General features: G+C 69.4%; 20 protein-coding genes and 1 riboswitch. Of the genes, 1 reads left to right on the top strand and 19 read right to left on the bottom strand.

Features of this window, described 5'->3' with window-relative positions; translation table 11 throughout:
* Nucleotides 1-62 precede the first annotated feature (62 nt).
* Nucleotides 63-255, bottom strand: a riboswitch (cobalamin riboswitch).
* Between the two features lie 80 nt (nt 256-335).
* Nucleotides 336-902: a GNAT family N-acetyltransferase gene (locus BM424_RS25925; protein WP_245776153.1), complete on the top strand. Its 567-nt coding sequence runs from the start codon at nt 336-338 to the stop codon at nt 900-902.
* Between the two features lie 114 nt (nt 903-1,016).
* Here the strand turns inward: BM424_RS25925 and BM424_RS25920 are convergent, their stop codons facing one another.
* From BM424_RS25920 to BM424_RS25845, 19 genes are all read right to left on the bottom strand, one after another.
* Nucleotides 1,017-1,589, bottom strand: a complete 573-nt coding sequence (locus BM424_RS25920; RefSeq protein ID WP_093423241.1) for a 1,2-dihydroxy-3-keto-5-methylthiopentene dioxygenase — start codon at nt 1,587-1,589, stop codon at nt 1,017-1,019.
* A complete protein-coding gene (gene mtnB / locus BM424_RS25915; RefSeq protein ID WP_093423238.1) occupies nt 1,589-2,206 on the bottom strand; it encodes a methylthioribulose 1-phosphate dehydratase in 618 nt (205 codons plus the stop codon). Before mtnB ends, BM424_RS25920 begins: the two co-directional genes overlap by 1 nt.
* Nucleotides 2,207-2,236: 30 nt before the next feature.
* On the bottom strand, nt 2,237-2,665 hold the full coding sequence (locus BM424_RS25910; RefSeq protein WP_093423235.1) for an ABC transporter permease: 429 nt from the start codon (nt 2,663-2,665) through the stop codon (nt 2,237-2,239).
* On the bottom strand, nt 2,662-3,804 hold the full coding sequence (locus tag BM424_RS25905) for an ABC transporter substrate-binding protein (RefSeq protein ID WP_217649841.1): 1,143 nt from the start codon (nt 3,802-3,804) through the stop codon (nt 2,662-2,664). Before BM424_RS25905 ends, BM424_RS25910 begins: the two co-directional genes overlap by 4 nt.
* A 75-nt stretch (nt 3,805-3,879) precedes the next feature.
* Nucleotides 3,880-4,074, bottom strand: coding sequence for a hypothetical protein (locus tag BM424_RS29285; RefSeq protein ID WP_217649840.1), 195 nt, complete (start codon nt 4,072-4,074; stop codon nt 3,880-3,882).
* Between the two features lie 11 nt (nt 4,075-4,085).
* The gene (locus tag BM424_RS25900; protein WP_093423232.1) at nt 4,086-4,313 is read right to left on the bottom strand and encodes a 4Fe-4S dicluster domain-containing protein; all 228 of its coding nucleotides are present in this window, start codon (nt 4,311-4,313) and stop codon (nt 4,086-4,088) included.
* Between the two features lie 168 nt (nt 4,314-4,481).
* Nucleotides 4,482-5,249, bottom strand: coding sequence for a GntR family transcriptional regulator (locus BM424_RS25895; protein ID WP_093423229.1), 768 nt, complete (start codon nt 5,247-5,249; stop codon nt 4,482-4,484).
* A gap of 366 nt (nt 5,250-5,615) precedes the next feature.
* Nucleotides 5,616-6,713, bottom strand: a complete 1,098-nt coding sequence (metX, locus tag BM424_RS25890) for a homoserine O-acetyltransferase MetX (protein WP_093423500.1) — start codon at nt 6,711-6,713, stop codon at nt 5,616-5,618.
* An 11-nt stretch (nt 6,714-6,724) separates the two neighbouring features.
* Nucleotides 6,725-7,210, bottom strand: a complete 486-nt coding sequence (locus BM424_RS25885; RefSeq protein WP_093423226.1) for a CoA-binding protein — start codon at nt 7,208-7,210, stop codon at nt 6,725-6,727.
* Entirely contained in the window at nt 7,207-8,499 is a 1,293-nt protein-coding gene (locus tag BM424_RS25880; protein ID WP_093423223.1) for an O-acetylhomoserine aminocarboxypropyltransferase/cysteine synthase family protein, read from the bottom strand. Before BM424_RS25880 ends, BM424_RS25885 begins: the two co-directional genes overlap by 4 nt.
* Before the next feature lie 21 nt (nt 8,500-8,520).
* Nucleotides 8,521-9,768, bottom strand: coding sequence for a flavin-containing monooxygenase (locus BM424_RS25875; protein ID WP_093423221.1), 1,248 nt, complete (start codon nt 9,766-9,768; stop codon nt 8,521-8,523).
* A 15-nt stretch (nt 9,769-9,783) separates the two neighbouring features.
* The gene (locus tag BM424_RS25870; RefSeq protein WP_093423219.1) at nt 9,784-10,344 is read right to left on the bottom strand and encodes an OsmC family protein; all 561 of its coding nucleotides are present in this window, start codon (nt 10,342-10,344) and stop codon (nt 9,784-9,786) included.
* A gap of 167 nt (nt 10,345-10,511) precedes the next feature.
* Entirely contained in the window at nt 10,512-10,598 is an 87-nt protein-coding gene (locus tag BM424_RS29920; protein ID WP_425442077.1) for a putative leader peptide, read from the bottom strand.
* Between the two features lie 149 nt (nt 10,599-10,747).
* On the bottom strand, nt 10,748-11,419 hold the full coding sequence (locus tag BM424_RS29620) for an acyl-CoA dehydrogenase family protein (RefSeq protein WP_245776133.1): 672 nt from the start codon (nt 11,417-11,419) through the stop codon (nt 10,748-10,750).
* The gene (locus BM424_RS29615; protein ID WP_245776132.1) at nt 11,344-11,967 is read right to left on the bottom strand and encodes an acyl-CoA dehydrogenase family protein; all 624 of its coding nucleotides are present in this window, start codon (nt 11,965-11,967) and stop codon (nt 11,344-11,346) included. Before BM424_RS29615 ends, BM424_RS29620 begins: the two co-directional genes overlap by 76 nt.
* Nucleotides 11,968-11,978: 11 nt before the next feature.
* A complete protein-coding gene (locus tag BM424_RS25860) occupies nt 11,979-13,625 on the bottom strand; it encodes a dipeptide ABC transporter ATP-binding protein (RefSeq protein ID WP_093423216.1) in 1,647 nt (548 codons plus the stop codon).
* Nucleotides 13,622-14,485, bottom strand: a complete 864-nt coding sequence (locus BM424_RS25855; protein WP_093423213.1) for an ABC transporter permease — start codon at nt 14,483-14,485, stop codon at nt 13,622-13,624. The genes BM424_RS25860 and BM424_RS25855 overlap by 4 nt, the downstream gene beginning before the upstream one ends.
* A gap of 10 nt (nt 14,486-14,495) precedes the next feature.
* Complete coding sequence (locus tag BM424_RS25850) at nt 14,496-15,377, bottom strand: ABC transporter permease (protein WP_245776131.1); 882 nt, start codon at nt 15,375-15,377, stop codon at nt 14,496-14,498.
* Nucleotides 15,378-15,400: 23 nt separating this feature from the next.
* The coding region (locus tag BM424_RS25845; protein WP_139274164.1) for a transposase at nt 15,401-15,705 on the bottom strand (305 nt) is incomplete at its 5' end.

Raw genomic sequence — 15,705 nt, 5'->3', positions numbered from 1 at the left:
TGACACGACGACCCACTGATCCGGACGCACCGGTGACCTCCTCCGGGGCTCCGCGACCCCGTACGAATCGGCGTGACGACGCGAGTCTCCTGACTCGTGGATCGACGTCGCCTTCAGCCTTCCCACCGGACACTCGGCAGTGGCTCGAACGAAGACGACTCCTCACTCACAGTGGCGGGACCGTGCCGGATTCACACCGGCTTCCTCCACGCCGTCACATGGATGTTCGAACCAACATCGCAGCAGGAACCGCGCGCAGTCAATCGCCAAGTGATATCTATTGCACAGATCTAGCAACAATGATGATCTGTTCATTTGAACATGTGGAGGTGGAAATGCTGCAGGAGAAAGTCCGCGTGCTCGGGGATTACGAGGTGCGACGCGCCCGCAGAGAAGACATCGACAATGCTCGGACGCTGATGTTGAACACCTTCTACTGGGTCATGGGCCACGGATACGTTGCCGAGTGGCACGCCGACGTGATCGACCTCGAACGAACCTACTTCCACACACCAGGCCAAGCACTGTTCGTCGCCACGCTTGGTGACGAAGTCGTCGGGACGGCCGCTGTCCGCGCCAGTGGGCCGAAGAATCCACCACACCCGAAGTGGATCGCCGACCGCTACGGCACACCCGGTACCGCCCAGCTGTTCCGCACCTACGTCAATCCCGAACACCGAAGGAACGGGCTCGCCCGTGCCCTGGTGGAGCAGTCATGCGAGTTCATCGCCGAAACCGGGCGTTATGACACGATCTACCTGCACACCAATCCGGCGATCGAAGGCGCAGAACCCTTCTGGCGCAGCGTGGCCAAGGAGATCTACGACGCGCGGAACCACAGCCAGTACAGCCCGACCATCCACTTCGAGATCCCGGTACCACCAGCCACGACCGGCACGTGACCTGCGCTCTCGCTACTGGTACCCCCCGGCATCAACGGATCGGGGTTCCCCGGCGCCCACCACACCGTTCACAATCCTTGCCGTGGTCGCCGCGCGCAGCTCCGATCCTGTGGACTACTTCGAGGCGATCAAGGTGTCGAAGTCAGGGAAGGAGTCGGCGAGGCGGCTGCCGGTGAAGTTGCCGACCCAGCCGTCCTCGTCGTGGAAGAAGCGGACCGAGACGTAGTCCGGGCGAGTGCCCATGTCGAACCAGTGGGTCGTGTGGGCGGGGACGCTGATCAGGTCGCCCGCTTCGCACAGCACCGCGTACACGCGGTCGCCGACGTGGAGGTAGAACACGCCTGCGCCGCGGGCGAAGAAGCGATCCTCATCGTCGTCGTGGGTGTGCTCGGAGAGGAACTTCTCGCGAGCCACGGCCGCCTTCTCCGCCCACTCCGGCGTGCCCTCCGGGATCATGCTCATCGCGTCCACGAGCACGTAGCCCTCGGTGTCCACGACGCGCTGCACCTGGTCCGAGTACGCCTCGAGCACCTCGTCACATGTCGGCTCGGCCGGCAGGTCCACCAGCGGCCAGCGCTCGAACCGGACGCCCAGCTCCTTGAGCTCGGCGGCGATCTCCTCGCCGTCGGTGGACCGCAGCAGCACCTCGTCGGGGGCGTCGTCGGCCCACACCGTCAACAGCGTCATCACGCACTCCCTTCAACAACGTTCATGCTGGTGGCCGTGGCGAACCGGAGCAACCACTCCAGGCATTCGAGCCGGTGGCGAGCCTCGAGCAGGTCCTCGCCCCAGACGTAGACCCCGTGCCGCGCGACCAGCAGCGCAGGCGTGTCCGCGCGGAAGCCGCGTTCGAACGCATCCCCCAGCACCGTCATGTCCTGGCCGTTGCCGATCACCGGGATCGTCACGACGTCGTCGTGGGCGGCGCGGCCGAAGCCCTTGAGCATCTCCAGGTCCCGCAGGACGACACCGTCCGGCCAGCGCTCGGCGGCCAGCACCGGGGCCAGCGCGTGCACGTGGACCACCGCACCCGCGCCCGACACCGACGCGATCCGGGCGTGCAGGCCCGCCTCGGCCGAGGGCTTGCCGCCGTCGACGGCGATGCCGTGCTCGTCCACGACCACCGCGTCGTGCTCGGTCAGCTCGCCCTTGTCGCCGCCGCTGGCGGTCACCACCAGGCGCAGCGGATCCCGGGACAGCACCTCCGAGAGGTTTCCCGACGTGCCGCGCATCCAGCCCATCGCGGCGTAGCGCGCGGACTCGGTCGCCAAGCGCGCCCCGATCTCGATCACCTCGTCACCCACCGGGCACCACCTCGACCTCCGGCAGCTCCTTCACCGCGCGGTGCGGGCCGAAGTCGGCGTCGGCGAACGGCTCACCTCGAACAGCGGCTGCAACACGTCACCGAGAACGCGGACCCGGGCGATCAGCGTTCCGAGGGCGATGCCCGCGACCGCCGCGATCGCGAAGCCGGACAGGATCCGCACGAGGCTCTGCAGCACGTCGACGTAGTAGACCGAGGCGCCCAGCTCCCGCACGAGCGCCTGGTAGACCTCGACCGGAGCGGGCAGCTCGTCGAACCGCAACCAGGCCTGCACGTCGTAGGTCGTCAGCAGGTGCCAGCTCAGCACAGCCCCCACCAGCGACCCGGCCCGCAGCAGCCACGACAGCGCTGCGCGCGACCGCCGCTCGTGCCTCGGGTCCACGGTCTCGGTGGCGTGGTCGGTGGAGACGGAGGTGGACTCCTCGATTCGGGTCGTCATCGCACCGCCTCCAGGGCCTGATCCCAGGTGAGCTGCTGCGCCCCAGGACGTTTCGCGCGGTAGGCATCGGCGGTGGCCGGTGTGGCGAACGGCAGGAACTCGTTCCCGTCGCGCAACCAGATCGCCCTGTCGGCGAACCAGCGCGTGCCCGTCGTGGCGTCCGGGACGTAGACCGCGCGGGTCTTCGCGCCCTCGGACTGCAGACGTTCGACGTTGCGGAGCAGGCACGTCGGATTCGCCGCCGGTCGGGCGTCCTTCTCGCCCCGCACCCACACCTCACCGGCCACGGCCGGGTCGGTGACGGGCGCGTGGCAGGTCTCATCGACACCGGTGATCGCAACCGGGTTGTCGTGAGCACCGGCGGCTTCGGCGTACTCGGCGCCTTGAACCTCGCGGATCAGCGAGTCGTCTCGGAACTCGTCGACGTTGACCGGTTTGTCCAGCACACCGACGGATTTCAGGAACGGCACGTCGTGCTTGAGCGCGTCGACCTGGGTCTTTTTGATCGTCGTGTCGAAGGTGGACACTCCGTTCCGGCCGTTGTAGAGGTAGACCACCTCGGCGGGCAGCCCGGTGGCGCTCGCCACCGATTCCGCCGCGTCCAGCGGGTGCTCGTGCAGATACCGGGTCGCGTCGAGCTGCGACTGCAAGAAGGCTTTGACGACATCCCGGTCGGAGCCGACGAAGTCCTTGCGGGCGACGACGCCGTGCAGCGTGGGCAGATCGAGCTGCCCACCGTCGTAGACCAGTCGTGCCCCGTCGCGGAAGGCCAGCAGACCCGGCCAAGCGACGAACTGGCTGACGGCGTCGACCGATCCCGCCTTGAGCGCCGAGGCGCCGATGCTCGGCTCCTGGTTCTGGACGGTGACGTCCCGGTCGATCCCCGCGCGCTGCAGCGCCTGCACGAGCGTGCCGTGACCGGCCGATCCGACGCTGGCGGAGATCTTCTTGCCCTTGAGGTCGGACAGCGCGTTGATCCCGGCGCCGGGGTTGGCCACCACACCGTTGAGCGCCCCTCGGGCGTTGTAGCCGGTCACCGACAACCACGTGGTGCCGTGCTCGCCGGTACCCGCTCTCGATCCGTTGATCAGCAGCGGGTAGTCACCCATCGAACCGATGTCGATCTTCCCCGCCACCATCTGCGCGGTGATCGGGGCGCCGGTGTCGTAGTCCTGCCACTCGACGCGGTAGTTCTTGCCGGTGGATTTCCCCAGTTATGCCAGTCGCTGTTCGAAGTAGCCACGAGCGCGCAGCAGGGTGCCCGCGGTGGCGGTGTTGATCGTCTTGGACTGGTAGCCGACGGTCACGACCTGGGTATCCCCGGCCGTCGCGCGCACATCGCAGCCGGTGGCGGCGAGGGCGACGCCGACGAGAACGGCCGCCATCAGTCTTCTGTGGACGAATGCCATCGATTGTTCCCTCATCGCAGCAGGTAGGGCATGTTGATGGTGACCGCGCCGGTGGGGCAGCGGGCGGCGCACGGGCCGCAGTACCAGCACTCATCGACGTGCATGTAGGCGTTGTCGGTGTCGGGGTCGATTGCCAGCGAATCGAGCGGGCACATGTCCACGCACAGCCGGCACCCGGTCAGCCAGAGCGAACCGTCGATGGTGACCGGGACATCGGCGCGCTGTTCGGCGAGCGACATGGGAACTCCTGGAAACGGGCAGGGCGCAACGCCCCGCGAGCGGAAGAAGCGCAGCGGAGATCGAGGCGGGACGGTCCGCCCCGCGCTCAGAGAGACGTCAGCGACACAGCGCGCTGGCTTGACGGCGCAGGTCGACGTGCTGCCTGCACACCAGCGGGACACCGGGCGTCATGACCGGGTCACCTGCGCTCGCATCGTGATCCGGTCCGCGCGGAACCGGATGAACTCGAGATCGACGGGGCGGCCGTCATCGAGCCGGGTCAGCCGCTCGACCAGCAGCAAGGCGGCGTCGCGAGGGGTGTCGAGCACCGCCGCCGAATGCGGGTCGGCGTTGACGGCTTCGATCGCGACATCGGCATCGCCCAACCGACGCCCCGTGACGTGCTCGATCAAGCCGAAAACATCGCGGTTGGCCAGGTCCTCGTCGAGCAGCTGCTCCCCCATGTCCGTGGGGAGATAGGTCAGGTCCAAGGACAACGGAATCCCACCCAGTCGGCGCAGCCGCTCCAGGTAGATCACGAACGCGCCCTCCGGTAGCTCCAGCCGGTCCGCGACCACCCGGGGCGGGACGACGACCGACGCGGTGCGCACCTCGTTGCTGATCGGCCCGTGCTCCCGCATCACCTCGGCCAGCCCGAGCAAGCGATCCAGGCCATGCGAGTACTTGTCGGCGGTGACCACCGTCCCCACTCCAGGGCAGCGCTCGACGAGCCCTTCCACGCGCAGCAGGTCCAGCGCGTGGCGCACCGTGTTCCTGGTGGTGCGGAACTCCGCGACGAGTTCCGGCTCCCGCGGCAGAACACCGCCGGCGTACACCCCGGAGACGATGTGCGTCCGGATCGCGTCGGCCACCTGCCGGGCGCGATCAGCTCGCGTTCGCCGGTCGGCGAGCGAGGCGATCGGCTCGCCTGGCGCCGGAGCGGTTCGGGGGTTCATCGGGGCTCCCGTGGTGGTCGGTCAGCAGCCACGACAATCCGGTCCGGACATCACCGAACGATAACGGCACGGTCGCGGCGACATCACGCCACCAGGTCAGCGCGCCGATAACGTCCTGAACAGCAGGAACGAAGGACGGGCCCCGGGATGCGCCACCACAACCGCGTGGGATCGGATTCCACGATCTGGGATGATCGACCTGCGCCGCCGGAGCCAACGCTTCCGAGCCGCGCGACGCGGCACCGCACGACTCGGCCGAGGAGCTCGATTCCCGGGCGAGCCGACCGGAAGTGGTAGGTCGGTGAGCGTGCTTCCACCGCTGGACGGCGGCCGGAGATCGGCGTGCGGTCGTCGCACCGGCGGCGCTCAGCGCAGCGCTTCTGCCAGGATCTCGTTGACCTGATCGGTCTCCACCAGGAAACCGTCGTGGCCGCGCTGGGACCGCACGACGCGCAGCGGAACGCCGAGCTGCTCGGCCAGTTCCGCCTGCTGGTGCAGCGGGTACAGGCGATCGGAATCCACGCCGACGATCGTCGGCCGCGCGCGCATCCGGCTCAGCGCCGAAACCGCACCGCCCCTGCCTCTGCCGATGTCGTGGGTGTTCATCGCCTCGGTCAGCGCGACGTAGGTGCCCGCGTCGAACCGGTTCACCAAACCCGCGACGACGTGGTCCAACCAGGACTCCACCGCGAAGCCCTCGCTCAGCGGGTCTCCGCCGAACCTCGTTTCGCGGCCGAAACGGCTGTCGATCTCCATCGCGCTGCGATAGGTGAGGTGCGCGATCCGGCGGGCGATGGCCATGCCGTCGACGGGGCCGGCCGGGCCGTCGTAGTAGTCGCCGGCCTGCCAGTTCGGGTCGGCCCGGATCGCATCGATCTGCACGCTGCAGGTGGCGATCTGGTCGGCCGAGGCCTCCGCGCCGACTGCGAGAACGACGGCGCGCTCGACCTGTTCCGGTCGGGACAGCGCCCATTCCAGCGCCCGCATGCCGCCCATCGACCCGCCGACCACGGCGGCCCAGCTGCGCACTCCGAGAGCGGACGCGACGGCCGTCTCGGCCGCCACCAGGTCCCGGATCGTGAGCGCAGGCCACCGGCTTCCCCACGGACGGGCGTCCGATGCCGGCGCGGACGGCCCGGTCGAGCCCTGGCAACCGCCGAGCGCGTTCGGGCAGACGACGAACCACCGGTCCGTGTCGATGCCCAGCCCCGGCCCGACGACACCGCTCCACCAACCCGGACCGGGGTGGCCGGGTTCGGCGTCCCCAGCCACGTGACTGTCACCGGACATCGCGTGCAGCACGAGAACCGCGTTGTCCCGGGCGGGATTGAGCCGCCCCCACGTCTCGTAGGCCAGCCTGGCTCGCGGTAGCGCGGTGCCGCGTTCCAGGCGCATCGGCGGGATCTCCGCGAACCGACGCCGACCCACGGGGTCGCCGTCGCGCCAGGCGCCGGTGACGGCCATCCCGGCCGCGGTCACCGCGGCCGCCGCGAGCTGATCACCCCGGTGTTGAACCCGGAGAGGTGGAGCCCGCCGTGGAAGCGGGCGTGCTCGATCTTCAGGCACCGGTCCATCACCACCGCGAGCCCCGCCGACTCGGCCTCGACCGCGATGCGCTCGTCGTGGAGCCCGAACTGGAGCCACAGCGCGGACGCACCCACCTCGAGGGTCTCGGCCAGCACAGCGGGAAGGTCCGCCGGGCGCCGGAAGACGTCCACCAGGTCGGGCACCACGGGCAGGTCCGCGAGCGACCCGTACGCGGGACGCCCGAGGATCTCGGAGGCGTTGGGGTTGACGAAGTACACGTCGTAGCCGGTGCTGGCCAGCAGGTAGGTGGCCACGAAGTTGCTCGCCCGAGCGGGATTCGGCGAAGCACCCACCACCGCGACGCTGCGCGTCCGGTTCAGCAGGGACTGCCGCTGCCGCGCCGAGGGGTTCGCCCACGCCTCGTTCGCGTTCATGCCCGCTCCTTGCACGCCTCGGTGAGTGCGACGTCGAGGTCCCAGAGGATGTCGTCGACGTCCTCCAGCCCGACGCTGATGCGGACCAGATCCGGCTCCACCCCGGCATCCCGCAACTGCGACTCGCTGAGCTGCTGGTGCGTGGTCGAAGCGGGGTGGATCACCAACGTCCGGGAATCGCCGACGTTGGCCAGGTGACTGCACAGCTGCAGCGATTCAATGAACGCCCGTCCCGCGTCGCGGCCGCCGGCGAGCCCGAACGAAAAGACCGCACCCGGCCCGAGCGGCGTGTAGTGCCGAGCGCGCTCGTGGTGGGGATGGCCGGGCAACCCCGCCCAACGGACGTAGGACACCCGGGAATCGGCGTCGAGCCACTCGGCGACCGCGCGGGCGTTGGCGACGTGCTCGGTCATCCGCAGCGGCAGCGTCTCCACCCCTTGCAACAGCTGGAAGGCCGCCGTCGGCGACAAGCTGGGGCCGATGTCGCGCAGCTGCTCGGCGCGGAGCTTCGTCAGGAAACCGAACTCCTGGAAGTTGCCCCACCAGCTCAGCCCGCCGTAGGAGGGGATCGGCTCGGTCATGCTCGGGAACCGCCCGTTGCCCCAATCGAACCGGCCGGCCTCGACCACCACGCCGCCGAGCGTGGTGCCGTGCCCGCCGAGGAACTTCGTCGCCGAGTGGATCACGATGTCGGCACCGTGCTCGATCGGGCGGAGCAAGAACGGCGTTGCCAGCGTGGCGTCGATCGCCAGGGGCACTCCCGCCGCGTGCGCGACTTCGGCCAGACCCGCGATGTCCGCGACCTCCCCGGAGGGGTTGGCGATCGCCTCGGCGAACACCACCTTGGTCCGATCGGTGATCGCGTCCGCGACCGCGGCCGGATCCGCTCCGGGCACGAACGTCGTGCTCACTCCGAAACGGCGCAGCGTCACGTCCAGCTGCGTGATGGTGCCGCCGTAGAGCCCGGCCGCGGCGACGATCTCGTCCCCGGCTCCCGCCAGGGCCGCGAAGGTCAGGAACTCCGCGGACTGCCCGCTGGCCGTGGCCACCGCCCCGAGTCCGCCGTCGAGGCTGGCAAGCCGCTCCTCCAGCACCGCCACGGTCGGGTTCGACATCCGGCTGTACACCGTGCCGAACTTCTGCAGCGCGAACAGGCTCGCCGCGTCGGCGGTGTCCTTGAACACGAAACTGGTGCTCTGGTAGATCGGCACCGCGCGGGCGCCGGTCGCGACGTCGGGCACCGCCCCGGCGTGCAGCGCACGGGTGCGAAAGCCCCACTGGCGGTCCATCGGTCCTCCGGTAAGTGTCGCTCAGCCAACGGGGCGCGCGCCCCGTTGGCTGAGGTGCTCCAGCAGGTGGGCGGTCAGGTCGCGGGCGTCGTCCGCCGCGCCGTCGATGAAGGTGGACTTGCGGCGTCGCATGAACGACATCCCCATCACGTAGAGACCTGGCGAGGCGGTCACACCTCCGTCGTGCACCGCGTGCCCCTTCCGGTCGAGCACCGGAACGTCCAACCAGGACAGGTCCGGGCGGTAGCCGGTCGCCCAGACGACGCTGCGGATCTCGCCGCGGCGCAGGTCCAGGGTGAGGGGTGCGGACGGGAGTTCCGTCGCGTCGAAGCGCTCCGGTGGCCCGCAGTCGCTGAAACCCGCCGAATCGGCCCATCCGTCGAAGGCCTCCAGCAGCCGGCCCAGCTTCAGATCCGCCAAGGCGCACATGTTGGGCAGCGAACCGGAGAACTGCAACGTCGTGTCCCGCACTCCGGCGAGCCGCCCCACCAGCCGCACACCGATCCCGCGCAGGGCGTTCAGATCGAGCGTCCTGCGCTCCAGCGTGCCCGCCAGTTGCATCGACGGCAAGTTGCGCGCCCGAACCAGATCCACGACGTCGGCGTACGACTCGTCGAGGAACCCCGCGGCGTCCATCCACCACAGCACGTCCCGCCCCCGGTAGGTTCGGGGCATCCGGACGTGCTCCCCGACCGCCAACGTCACCGGCCGACCGGAGCGGTGCACCTCATCGGCGATCTGGATCCCGCTGGACGACGCGCCCACGACGAGCACTCCGCCTTCCGGCAACTGGTCCGGGGCGCGGTAGTCCACCGCGGTCACCGTCGGGATCTCCAGCGGAATCCGCTCGGCGACAGCGGGAACGGTCGCCTCGTTGCAGGCGCCGGAAGCGACCACGACGGTGCGCGCCTCCCAGCTGCCCTGGTCGGTCCGCACCTCGTACCCGGTCTCCGAGGGCTTCACCGAGGTCACCGTCGTGTTGGTGCGAACCGGGGCGCCGGTCGCGGTCGCGTAGTCATCGATCAGGCGAACGGTCTCCGCGGCCGTGAAGTAGCCGTCCGGGTCGTCACCGGTGTAGGCGTGGTCCGGCAGTCGCGTCATCCAGCTCGGCGTGAGCAGCCGGAAGGAATCCCAGCGCTGCGTCCGCCACGACTGGGCCACCTCGCCGCGTTCGAGGATCACGTGATCGATCGACGCCGCGGCGAGGTGGCGACTCATGGCCAGCCCGCAGTGCCCCGCCCCGATGATGACCGTGGTCGCCTTCGACAAGACCGTCCCCTTCGGTCAGTTCACGTCGACGGAGACGCTGGTCGGATTGGTGAGGACGTCGTAGACGGCCGACCGCTTCTGCGACTGCGCCACGACGGCCTCGATCTCCTCACGGCTGGCGTCGGCGTCGATGTCGTACTTCACGCGAACGTCGCTGAACCCGTTCCGCACCTCGGGATCGGCGCCCAGGATGCCGTGCAGGTCGAAGTCGGCTTCGATGGTGGCGCGCACCGACCGGAGCTGGATCGAGCGCTGCTGGGCGACCGAGGCCACCCCGGCGGTGAGGCAGCTTCCCAGGGCCACCAGCACGAACTCGACCGGCGTGGGGCCGTTGTCCTGGGCGGCGAACACCTCGGGGTGGTCCGCTTCGTACTCGAAGGCCTTCTTGTGCCGCTGCTCGTCGCCGAGCCCGTAGAAGGTCTCCACGGTGGACTTGCTGTGAGTGCCCGTCACCCAGGAGTTGACCGCCCGCCAGCGGAACTGCCCGATCTCCGGTGTGTCCCCCAGCGCGGAGCGGGCACCGAGCAGCGCCTCGACGTTGACGCCGTTGTCGACCGGAATGTCGGTCGAAGTCATGATTGCCTCCTGAAACAATGTCCATCACGAAACGTGACAAAAGTGCCGCACTCGCACGGGGATGCGAAAATGCGGTTCGCGAGCAGAATTGAACACCGCTCAACCACAGAGGTCAGCGGGTAAATGAATGACGCGGAATACCCGGTCGCCGAAAGGGCGCGGGGAGATCAGCCGATGGAGTCGGCACACAACGCGCTGGCGGTTCGACGCAAGTCCACGTGGCGTCGAGTGATGAACCGCTGCCCAAGGCGCATGGTTCATCATGTTGCCAGCAGCCGAGTCTTCCTGTCAATCAAGAATGACACCTCCCCACCACGAAGATTCGTTTTCCGACCGCTTCCCGAATTCCCGGGCCGGTCCCGCAAGTGGCGACCACCCATTCCGAAAAATGGCCCGGCGCGCATCAGAACAGTCCCGTCGTCGGCGGCTGTTCACCGGTGAGGTGGTACGCGCCCGCCACGGCCGCGCGCCAGCGCCGGGGGTTGTGGTTGGCGACCGTGCGGGCGTTGCGCCAGTGCCGATCGCAGCCCAGGTCGCGGTTGGTGATCGAACCGCCTCCGATGTCGAAGAGCAGTTCCGCGGCGCGCAGCGCGGAGGCGATGGCCGTCACCCCGGCCTGCGCCACCGCGACCGAGGCCTGCGCGCCCGCGGTTCTGGCCTCCGCGCCGGTGAGCCCGCGCACGGCGTCGAGCTCTTCCGCCGCGAATCGCACCACCGCCTGCGCCGCTTGGGCGTGGGCGGCGATCTCGCCGACGACCTCGCGCACGTAGGGATCGTCGGCGCTGGTCCCGGCCGAGCTGTGCTTGATCGGGCGAGCCTTCTCGCGGGTGAGCGCGATCGCGTCGTCGAGCGCGGCCGCAGCGATCCCGGATTGCACCGCGCACAGGTAGAGCTGCGGGAACGATCCTTGCCAGGGGTTGTCCGGGATGTGCTCGTCGCGGGCGTGCACCTCCTCGGGACCGACGGTCACGTTCACCAGGCGCGTCGTGCCGCTGGCGGTCAGGCGCTGGCCGATCGCGTCGAAATCGTCGAGGAGCAGCACGCCGTCGCGGTCCACTGGGACCGTGAAGTCCACGATGGACCCGTCTTCGTTCTCGGCGGTGCCGGAGAACCACGTCGCGTGAGCCCCCCGGTCGAGTAGTACTTCTCGCCGTTGAGGACGTGGCCCTCCCCCGCTCGGCGGATCGTGGTGCGCACCGAACCGTTCGGGCCGCCTGCGCGCTCGTTGACGGTGCCGGCGAACAGATCACCGTTGCGCAGCCGCGCAAGGGTCACGTCCCGGTTCGGCAGATCCGGTCGGCCCGCGACGCGGTTGGCGACCAGGAAGCTGCCGCGCAGCGCCTGCGCGACGTTGGAGTCGGCGCGGGCGATCTCGCGCACGAGCTCGGTCACGTCGCGCAGGCTGCCGCCCGCTCCGCCGTCGGCCGCGGGAACACCGATCAGGGTGATCCGCTGTTCGGCCAGGGCCCGGACGTCGTCGAAGGCGTAGGCGCGTTCTCGTTCCCGTTCGGCCGCGGTCGCCGCGAGCCGCTGCAGCACGGGAGCCGCCGCGGCCCGGATCTCCGTCGGGGTGCGGCCGACCGCCGGTTCGGCGGTCGCCGTGGCGGAGAGCTGATCGCTCATGTCGTGTCTCCTCAGCGGGCGTCGGCGATGGCGAGCCGGTCTCCCGGGATCGCCGCCAGCAGTTGCCTGGTGTAGTCGTGCCGGGGCGTGCCGAAGACCTCGTCCACGGAACCGGTTTCCAGCACGGAACCGTCCTTGAGCACGGTGACGTCGTGAGCGATCAACCTCACCACCCCGAGGTCGTGGGTGACGAAGACGTAGCTGAGCCCCGACCGGGCTTGCAGATCGACCAGCAGTTGCAGGATCTGGGCCTGCGCCGAGACGTCCAGCGCGCTGACGGCCTCGTCGAGGACCAGGACCCGAGGGGTCGGCGCGAGCGCGCGGGCGATCGCGACCCGCTGCCGTTGGCCGCCGGAGAGCTGGCTCGGTCTCCGGTTCAGGTGGCTCTCGTCCAGCCCGACTGATCGCAGCAGTTCCAGCACCCGTTCGGTGCGTTCCTCTCGCCCGCTGACCAGACCGAACGCCCGGAGCGGTTCGGCGATGATGCGCTGCACCGTGAACCGCGGATCCAGCGAGGTGTAGGGGTTCTGGAAGACGAACTGCAGGTCCCGGCGAGCTTCCCGCAGCCTGCGGCCGCGCAGCCCGACCAGGGAGCGTTCCCCGGCGAGCACCTCACCACCGTCGGGGACGGTGAAGCCGGCGAGGATTCCCGCGAACGTCGATTTGCCCGCCCCGGACTCGCCCACGATCGCGTGCGTGGTGCCCTCCCGCACCCGCAGATCGGCGGCGTCGAGGGCGCGGAGCTCACCGCGCTCGCTTCGCAGGCGGTAGGACTTGGTGAGTCCTCGCGCCTCGATCACGACCTCACCGGAAGGTTCGGTGGCGGGTCCGGTCGTGGGGGCGAGGCGTTGCCGGTGCCGGTTGGGTGCGGCATCGAGGAGCGTTCGGGTGTAGTCGTCGGCCGTGTCGTCCACGACGGCGTCGACCGGTCCCGATTCGACGATCTCGCCATGGCGCATCACCAGGACGCGGTCGGAGCGGTCCAGCGCGACGCCGAGGTCGTGGGTCACCAGCAGGATCCCGATGCCGAGCTCGTCGCGGAGCCGCTGCAGGTGGTCGAGGATCGCCTTCTGCACGGTGACGTCGAGTGCGCTGGTCGGCTCATCGGCCAGGATGATCTCGGGTCTTCCCGCGAGCGCGATCGCGATGAGCACCCGCTGCTTCATACCGCCGCTGAGCTCGTGCGGGTACTGGCCGAACACCCGATCGGGATCCGGAAGGCCCGCCGTGCGCAGGCTTTCCAACGCGAACTCGACGCGCCGCGATCCACCGGCGGGTTGGCGCTCGTTGAACCGGACGGCTTCGACGACCTGGCGTCCGATCTTCTTCACCGGGTTGAGGGAGGTGTTGGGATCCTGCGGGATGAAGCCCACGTGGTTGCCGCGCACCAGCGACATCCGCTGGTGGTTCCAGCCGGTGACCTCGACGTCGGAGTAGACGACGGAACCGGACCGGATCCGCGCCTCCGGTGGCAGCAGGCCGAGCGCGGCGTGCACGGCGGTGGTCTTGCCCGAACCGGACTCCCCCACCAACGAGACGAGCTCCCCCCGGTCCACGTGCAGGTCCAGGTCGGTGATCGCGTTGCGCCACCGGCGCGCTCCCGCGCGGTAGTCGACGGTCAGGCCGTCGATGCGCAGCAGGGTGGATGTGTCGGTCATCGCCCGTGGTCCTTCCTCAACGAGGTGCTGATGCGGTGGGTGGCGAGCACGACCACGGCCAGCGCCGCACCCGGAAGCAGGGAGATCCACGGGTAGACGGCAATGAAGTCGCGTCCTTCCGCCACGAGCAGACCCCACTCCGGGGTCGGGGGCGGGGCCCCGTAACCGAGGAACCCGAGGCCGGCGACCGCCAGGATCGCCTTGCCGATCTCCAGGGCGGCCAGGGCGAGCACCGAGCTCGCCGCGTTCGGCACCACGTGCCCGAACACCACGCCGAGGCGGCCGACGCCGAGCCCGTACGCGGCGCGCACGTAGTCGCGGGTCATCACCGTGAAGACGTCGGCGCGCATCACGCGCGCGAACGAGCCGACCGAGGAGATTCCCACGGCCAGGGCGATGTTGTTGGTCGAATACCCCAGCACGGACACGATCACCATGGCCAGCAGCAGGTTCGGGATCGCCAGGAACACATCGGCCACCCGCATGATCGCGGTGTCGATCACGCCGCCGAGGAACCCCGCGGCCAGGCCGACGAGGGAGCCGATCCCGAAGCCGATGAGCACCGCGAACAGCGTCGCGGCGAGCGTCGTCGCGGCTCCGTGGACGCTGCGGGCGAACAGGTCGCGGCCGAGGCGGTCGGTGCCGAAGAGGTGCTGCGCGCTCGGCGGCGAGAAGCCCGCCGAGGGGTTCCCGATCAGCGGGTCGTAGGAGGTGAACGCGGCCGGGAACAGCACCCAGCCGACGGCGATCAGCACGATCACCCAGGCCAGCAGCAAGCCCGGTTTGGCCACCGCACCACCGGCGCGGGACAACGCCGCCCGGATCGGGGTGGCGGGTGCGGTCAGCGGGTTCGCGGTCATCTGCGGCTCCTCACGCCGTCCGCCCGGACGCGAGCGCGTCTCGCAGCCTCAGGTCCAGCAGCGGGTAGATCAGGTCGACGGCCAGGTTGATCAGCGCGAACGCGGCGGCGACGAACACCACGATTCCCTGCACCAGCGGGAGGTCGAGGGTGCTGATCGCGGTCTGGGCCATCCGGCCGAGTCCCTTGCGGGCGAAGACCGTCTCGACGATCACCGATTCCACCAGCAGGTTCCCGAACGTCACACCGGCGATGGTCAGCGCGGGAAGGCTCGCGTTGCGGAAGACGTCACCGGCGATGACGTTGCCGAGGCCCGCGCCCTTGGCCCAGCCGGTGGCGACGTAACCGGCCCGGAACTCGGCTGCGAAGTTGCGCACCAACAGCTGCGCGATCGGCCCGGACACCGGGATCGCCAGCGTCACCAGCGGCAGCACCAGGTTCCGCCAGCCCTGGTCCCCGAACGCGGGGAACCAGCCGAGCTGGAACGAGAACACCTGCAGGAACAGCACTCCGGACAGGAACACCGGTACCGACACCGAGGCGGTGGGCAACGACTCCACCAGGTTGCGCAGCCAAGGGTGCCTGGTGGCGGTGGCCACCAGCGCGATGGCGAACGCGATCACCAGGGCGAGCAGCAGCGCGCCGAGGGTGAGCACCAGGGTCTGAGGCAGCACGTCGGCGACCGCGGTGACCACGGGCTGCCCCGACTGCACCGAGCTGCCGAAATCGCCCACCAGGGCGTGCCCGAACCGCCCCAGGTACTGCAGCAGCACCGGTTCGTCGAACCCGTAGGACGCGGCGACCTGCGCCCGCACCTCCGGCGGGACGACGTTGAGCTCGGCCGGGTCAAAGAGCAGGTCGACCGGGTTCGCGGGCAGCACGAACAGCAGCACGAACGTGAGAGCCTGTTCCTGAACTAGCGAGTGAGGCGCTTGCTGATGGTGTGGATCATGGCCCAGCGGACCATGGCTTCGTGGTGTTCGGGGCGGCGTTCGTAGTCGCGCACGCAGCGGCGGTGCTGGTTGATCCAGGCCAGAGTGCGTTCCACGACCCATCGACGTGGCAGGGCGACGAACCCGACCTGACCTGCGAGTTTCGAGACGATTTCGATGCTGATCCCGAACAACGATCTGGTCCAGTCGATGAGCGTGCCGGTGTAGCCGGAATCGGCCCAGACCAATCGGATGGTCGGGCACAGATAGCGCAGGCGAGCCAGGAGGT

Origin of the sequence: Saccharopolyspora flava (assembly GCF_900116135.1) — a bacterium.
GTDB lineage: Bacteria > Actinomycetota > Actinomycetes > Mycobacteriales > Pseudonocardiaceae > Saccharopolyspora > Saccharopolyspora flava.
This window is presented reverse-complemented; position numbering and strand designations above follow the sequence as displayed.

Coding starts and splice junctions, on each gene's coding strand:
- BM424_RS25925 (WP_245776153.1), top strand. CDS start 336: ATGCTGCAGGAGAAAGTCCGCGTGCTCGGGGATTACGAGGTGCGACGC.
- BM424_RS25920 (WP_093423241.1), bottom strand. CDS start 1,589: ATGACGCTGTTGACGGTGTGGGCCGACGACGCCCCCGACGAGGTGCTG.
- BM424_RS25910 (WP_093423235.1), bottom strand. CDS start 2,665: ATGACGACCCGAATCGAGGAGTCCACCTCCGTCTCCACCGACCACGCC.
- BM424_RS25905 (WP_217649841.1), bottom strand. CDS start 3,804: ATGGTGGCGGGGAAGATCGACATCGGTTCGATGGGTGACTACCCGCTG.
- BM424_RS29285 (WP_217649840.1), bottom strand. CDS start 4,074: ATGGCATTCGTCCACAGAAGACTGATGGCGGCCGTTCTCGTCGGCGTC.
- BM424_RS25900 (WP_093423232.1), bottom strand. CDS start 4,313: ATGTCGCTCGCCGAACAGCGCGCCGATGTCCCGGTCACCATCGACGGT.
- BM424_RS25895 (WP_093423229.1), bottom strand. CDS start 5,249: ATGAACCCCCGAACCGCTCCGGCGCCAGGCGAGCCGATCGCCTCGCTC.
- metX (WP_093423500.1), bottom strand. CDS start 6,713: ATGGCCGTCACCGGCGCCTGGCGCGACGGCGACCCCGTGGGTCGGCGT.
- BM424_RS25885 (WP_093423226.1), bottom strand. CDS start 7,210: ATGAACGCGAACGAGGCGTGGGCGAACCCCTCGGCGCGGCAGCGGCAG.
- BM424_RS25880 (WP_093423223.1), bottom strand. CDS start 8,499: ATGGACCGCCAGTGGGGCTTTCGCACCCGTGCGCTGCACGCCGGGGCG.
- BM424_RS25870 (WP_093423219.1), bottom strand. CDS start 10,344: ATGACTTCGACCGACATTCCGGTCGACAACGGCGTCAACGTCGAGGCG.
- BM424_RS29920 (WP_425442077.1), bottom strand. CDS start 10,598: ATGCGCCTTGGGCAGCGGTTCATCACTCGACGCCACGTGGACTTGCGT.
- BM424_RS29615 (WP_245776132.1), bottom strand. CDS start 11,967: ATGAGCGATCAGCTCTCCGCCACGGCGACCGCCGAACCGGCGGTCGGC.
- BM424_RS25860 (WP_093423216.1), bottom strand. CDS start 13,625: ATGACCGACACATCCACCCTGCTGCGCATCGACGGCCTGACCGTCGAC.
- BM424_RS25855 (WP_093423213.1), bottom strand. CDS start 14,485: ATGACCGCGAACCCGCTGACCGCACCCGCCACCCCGATCCGGGCGGCG.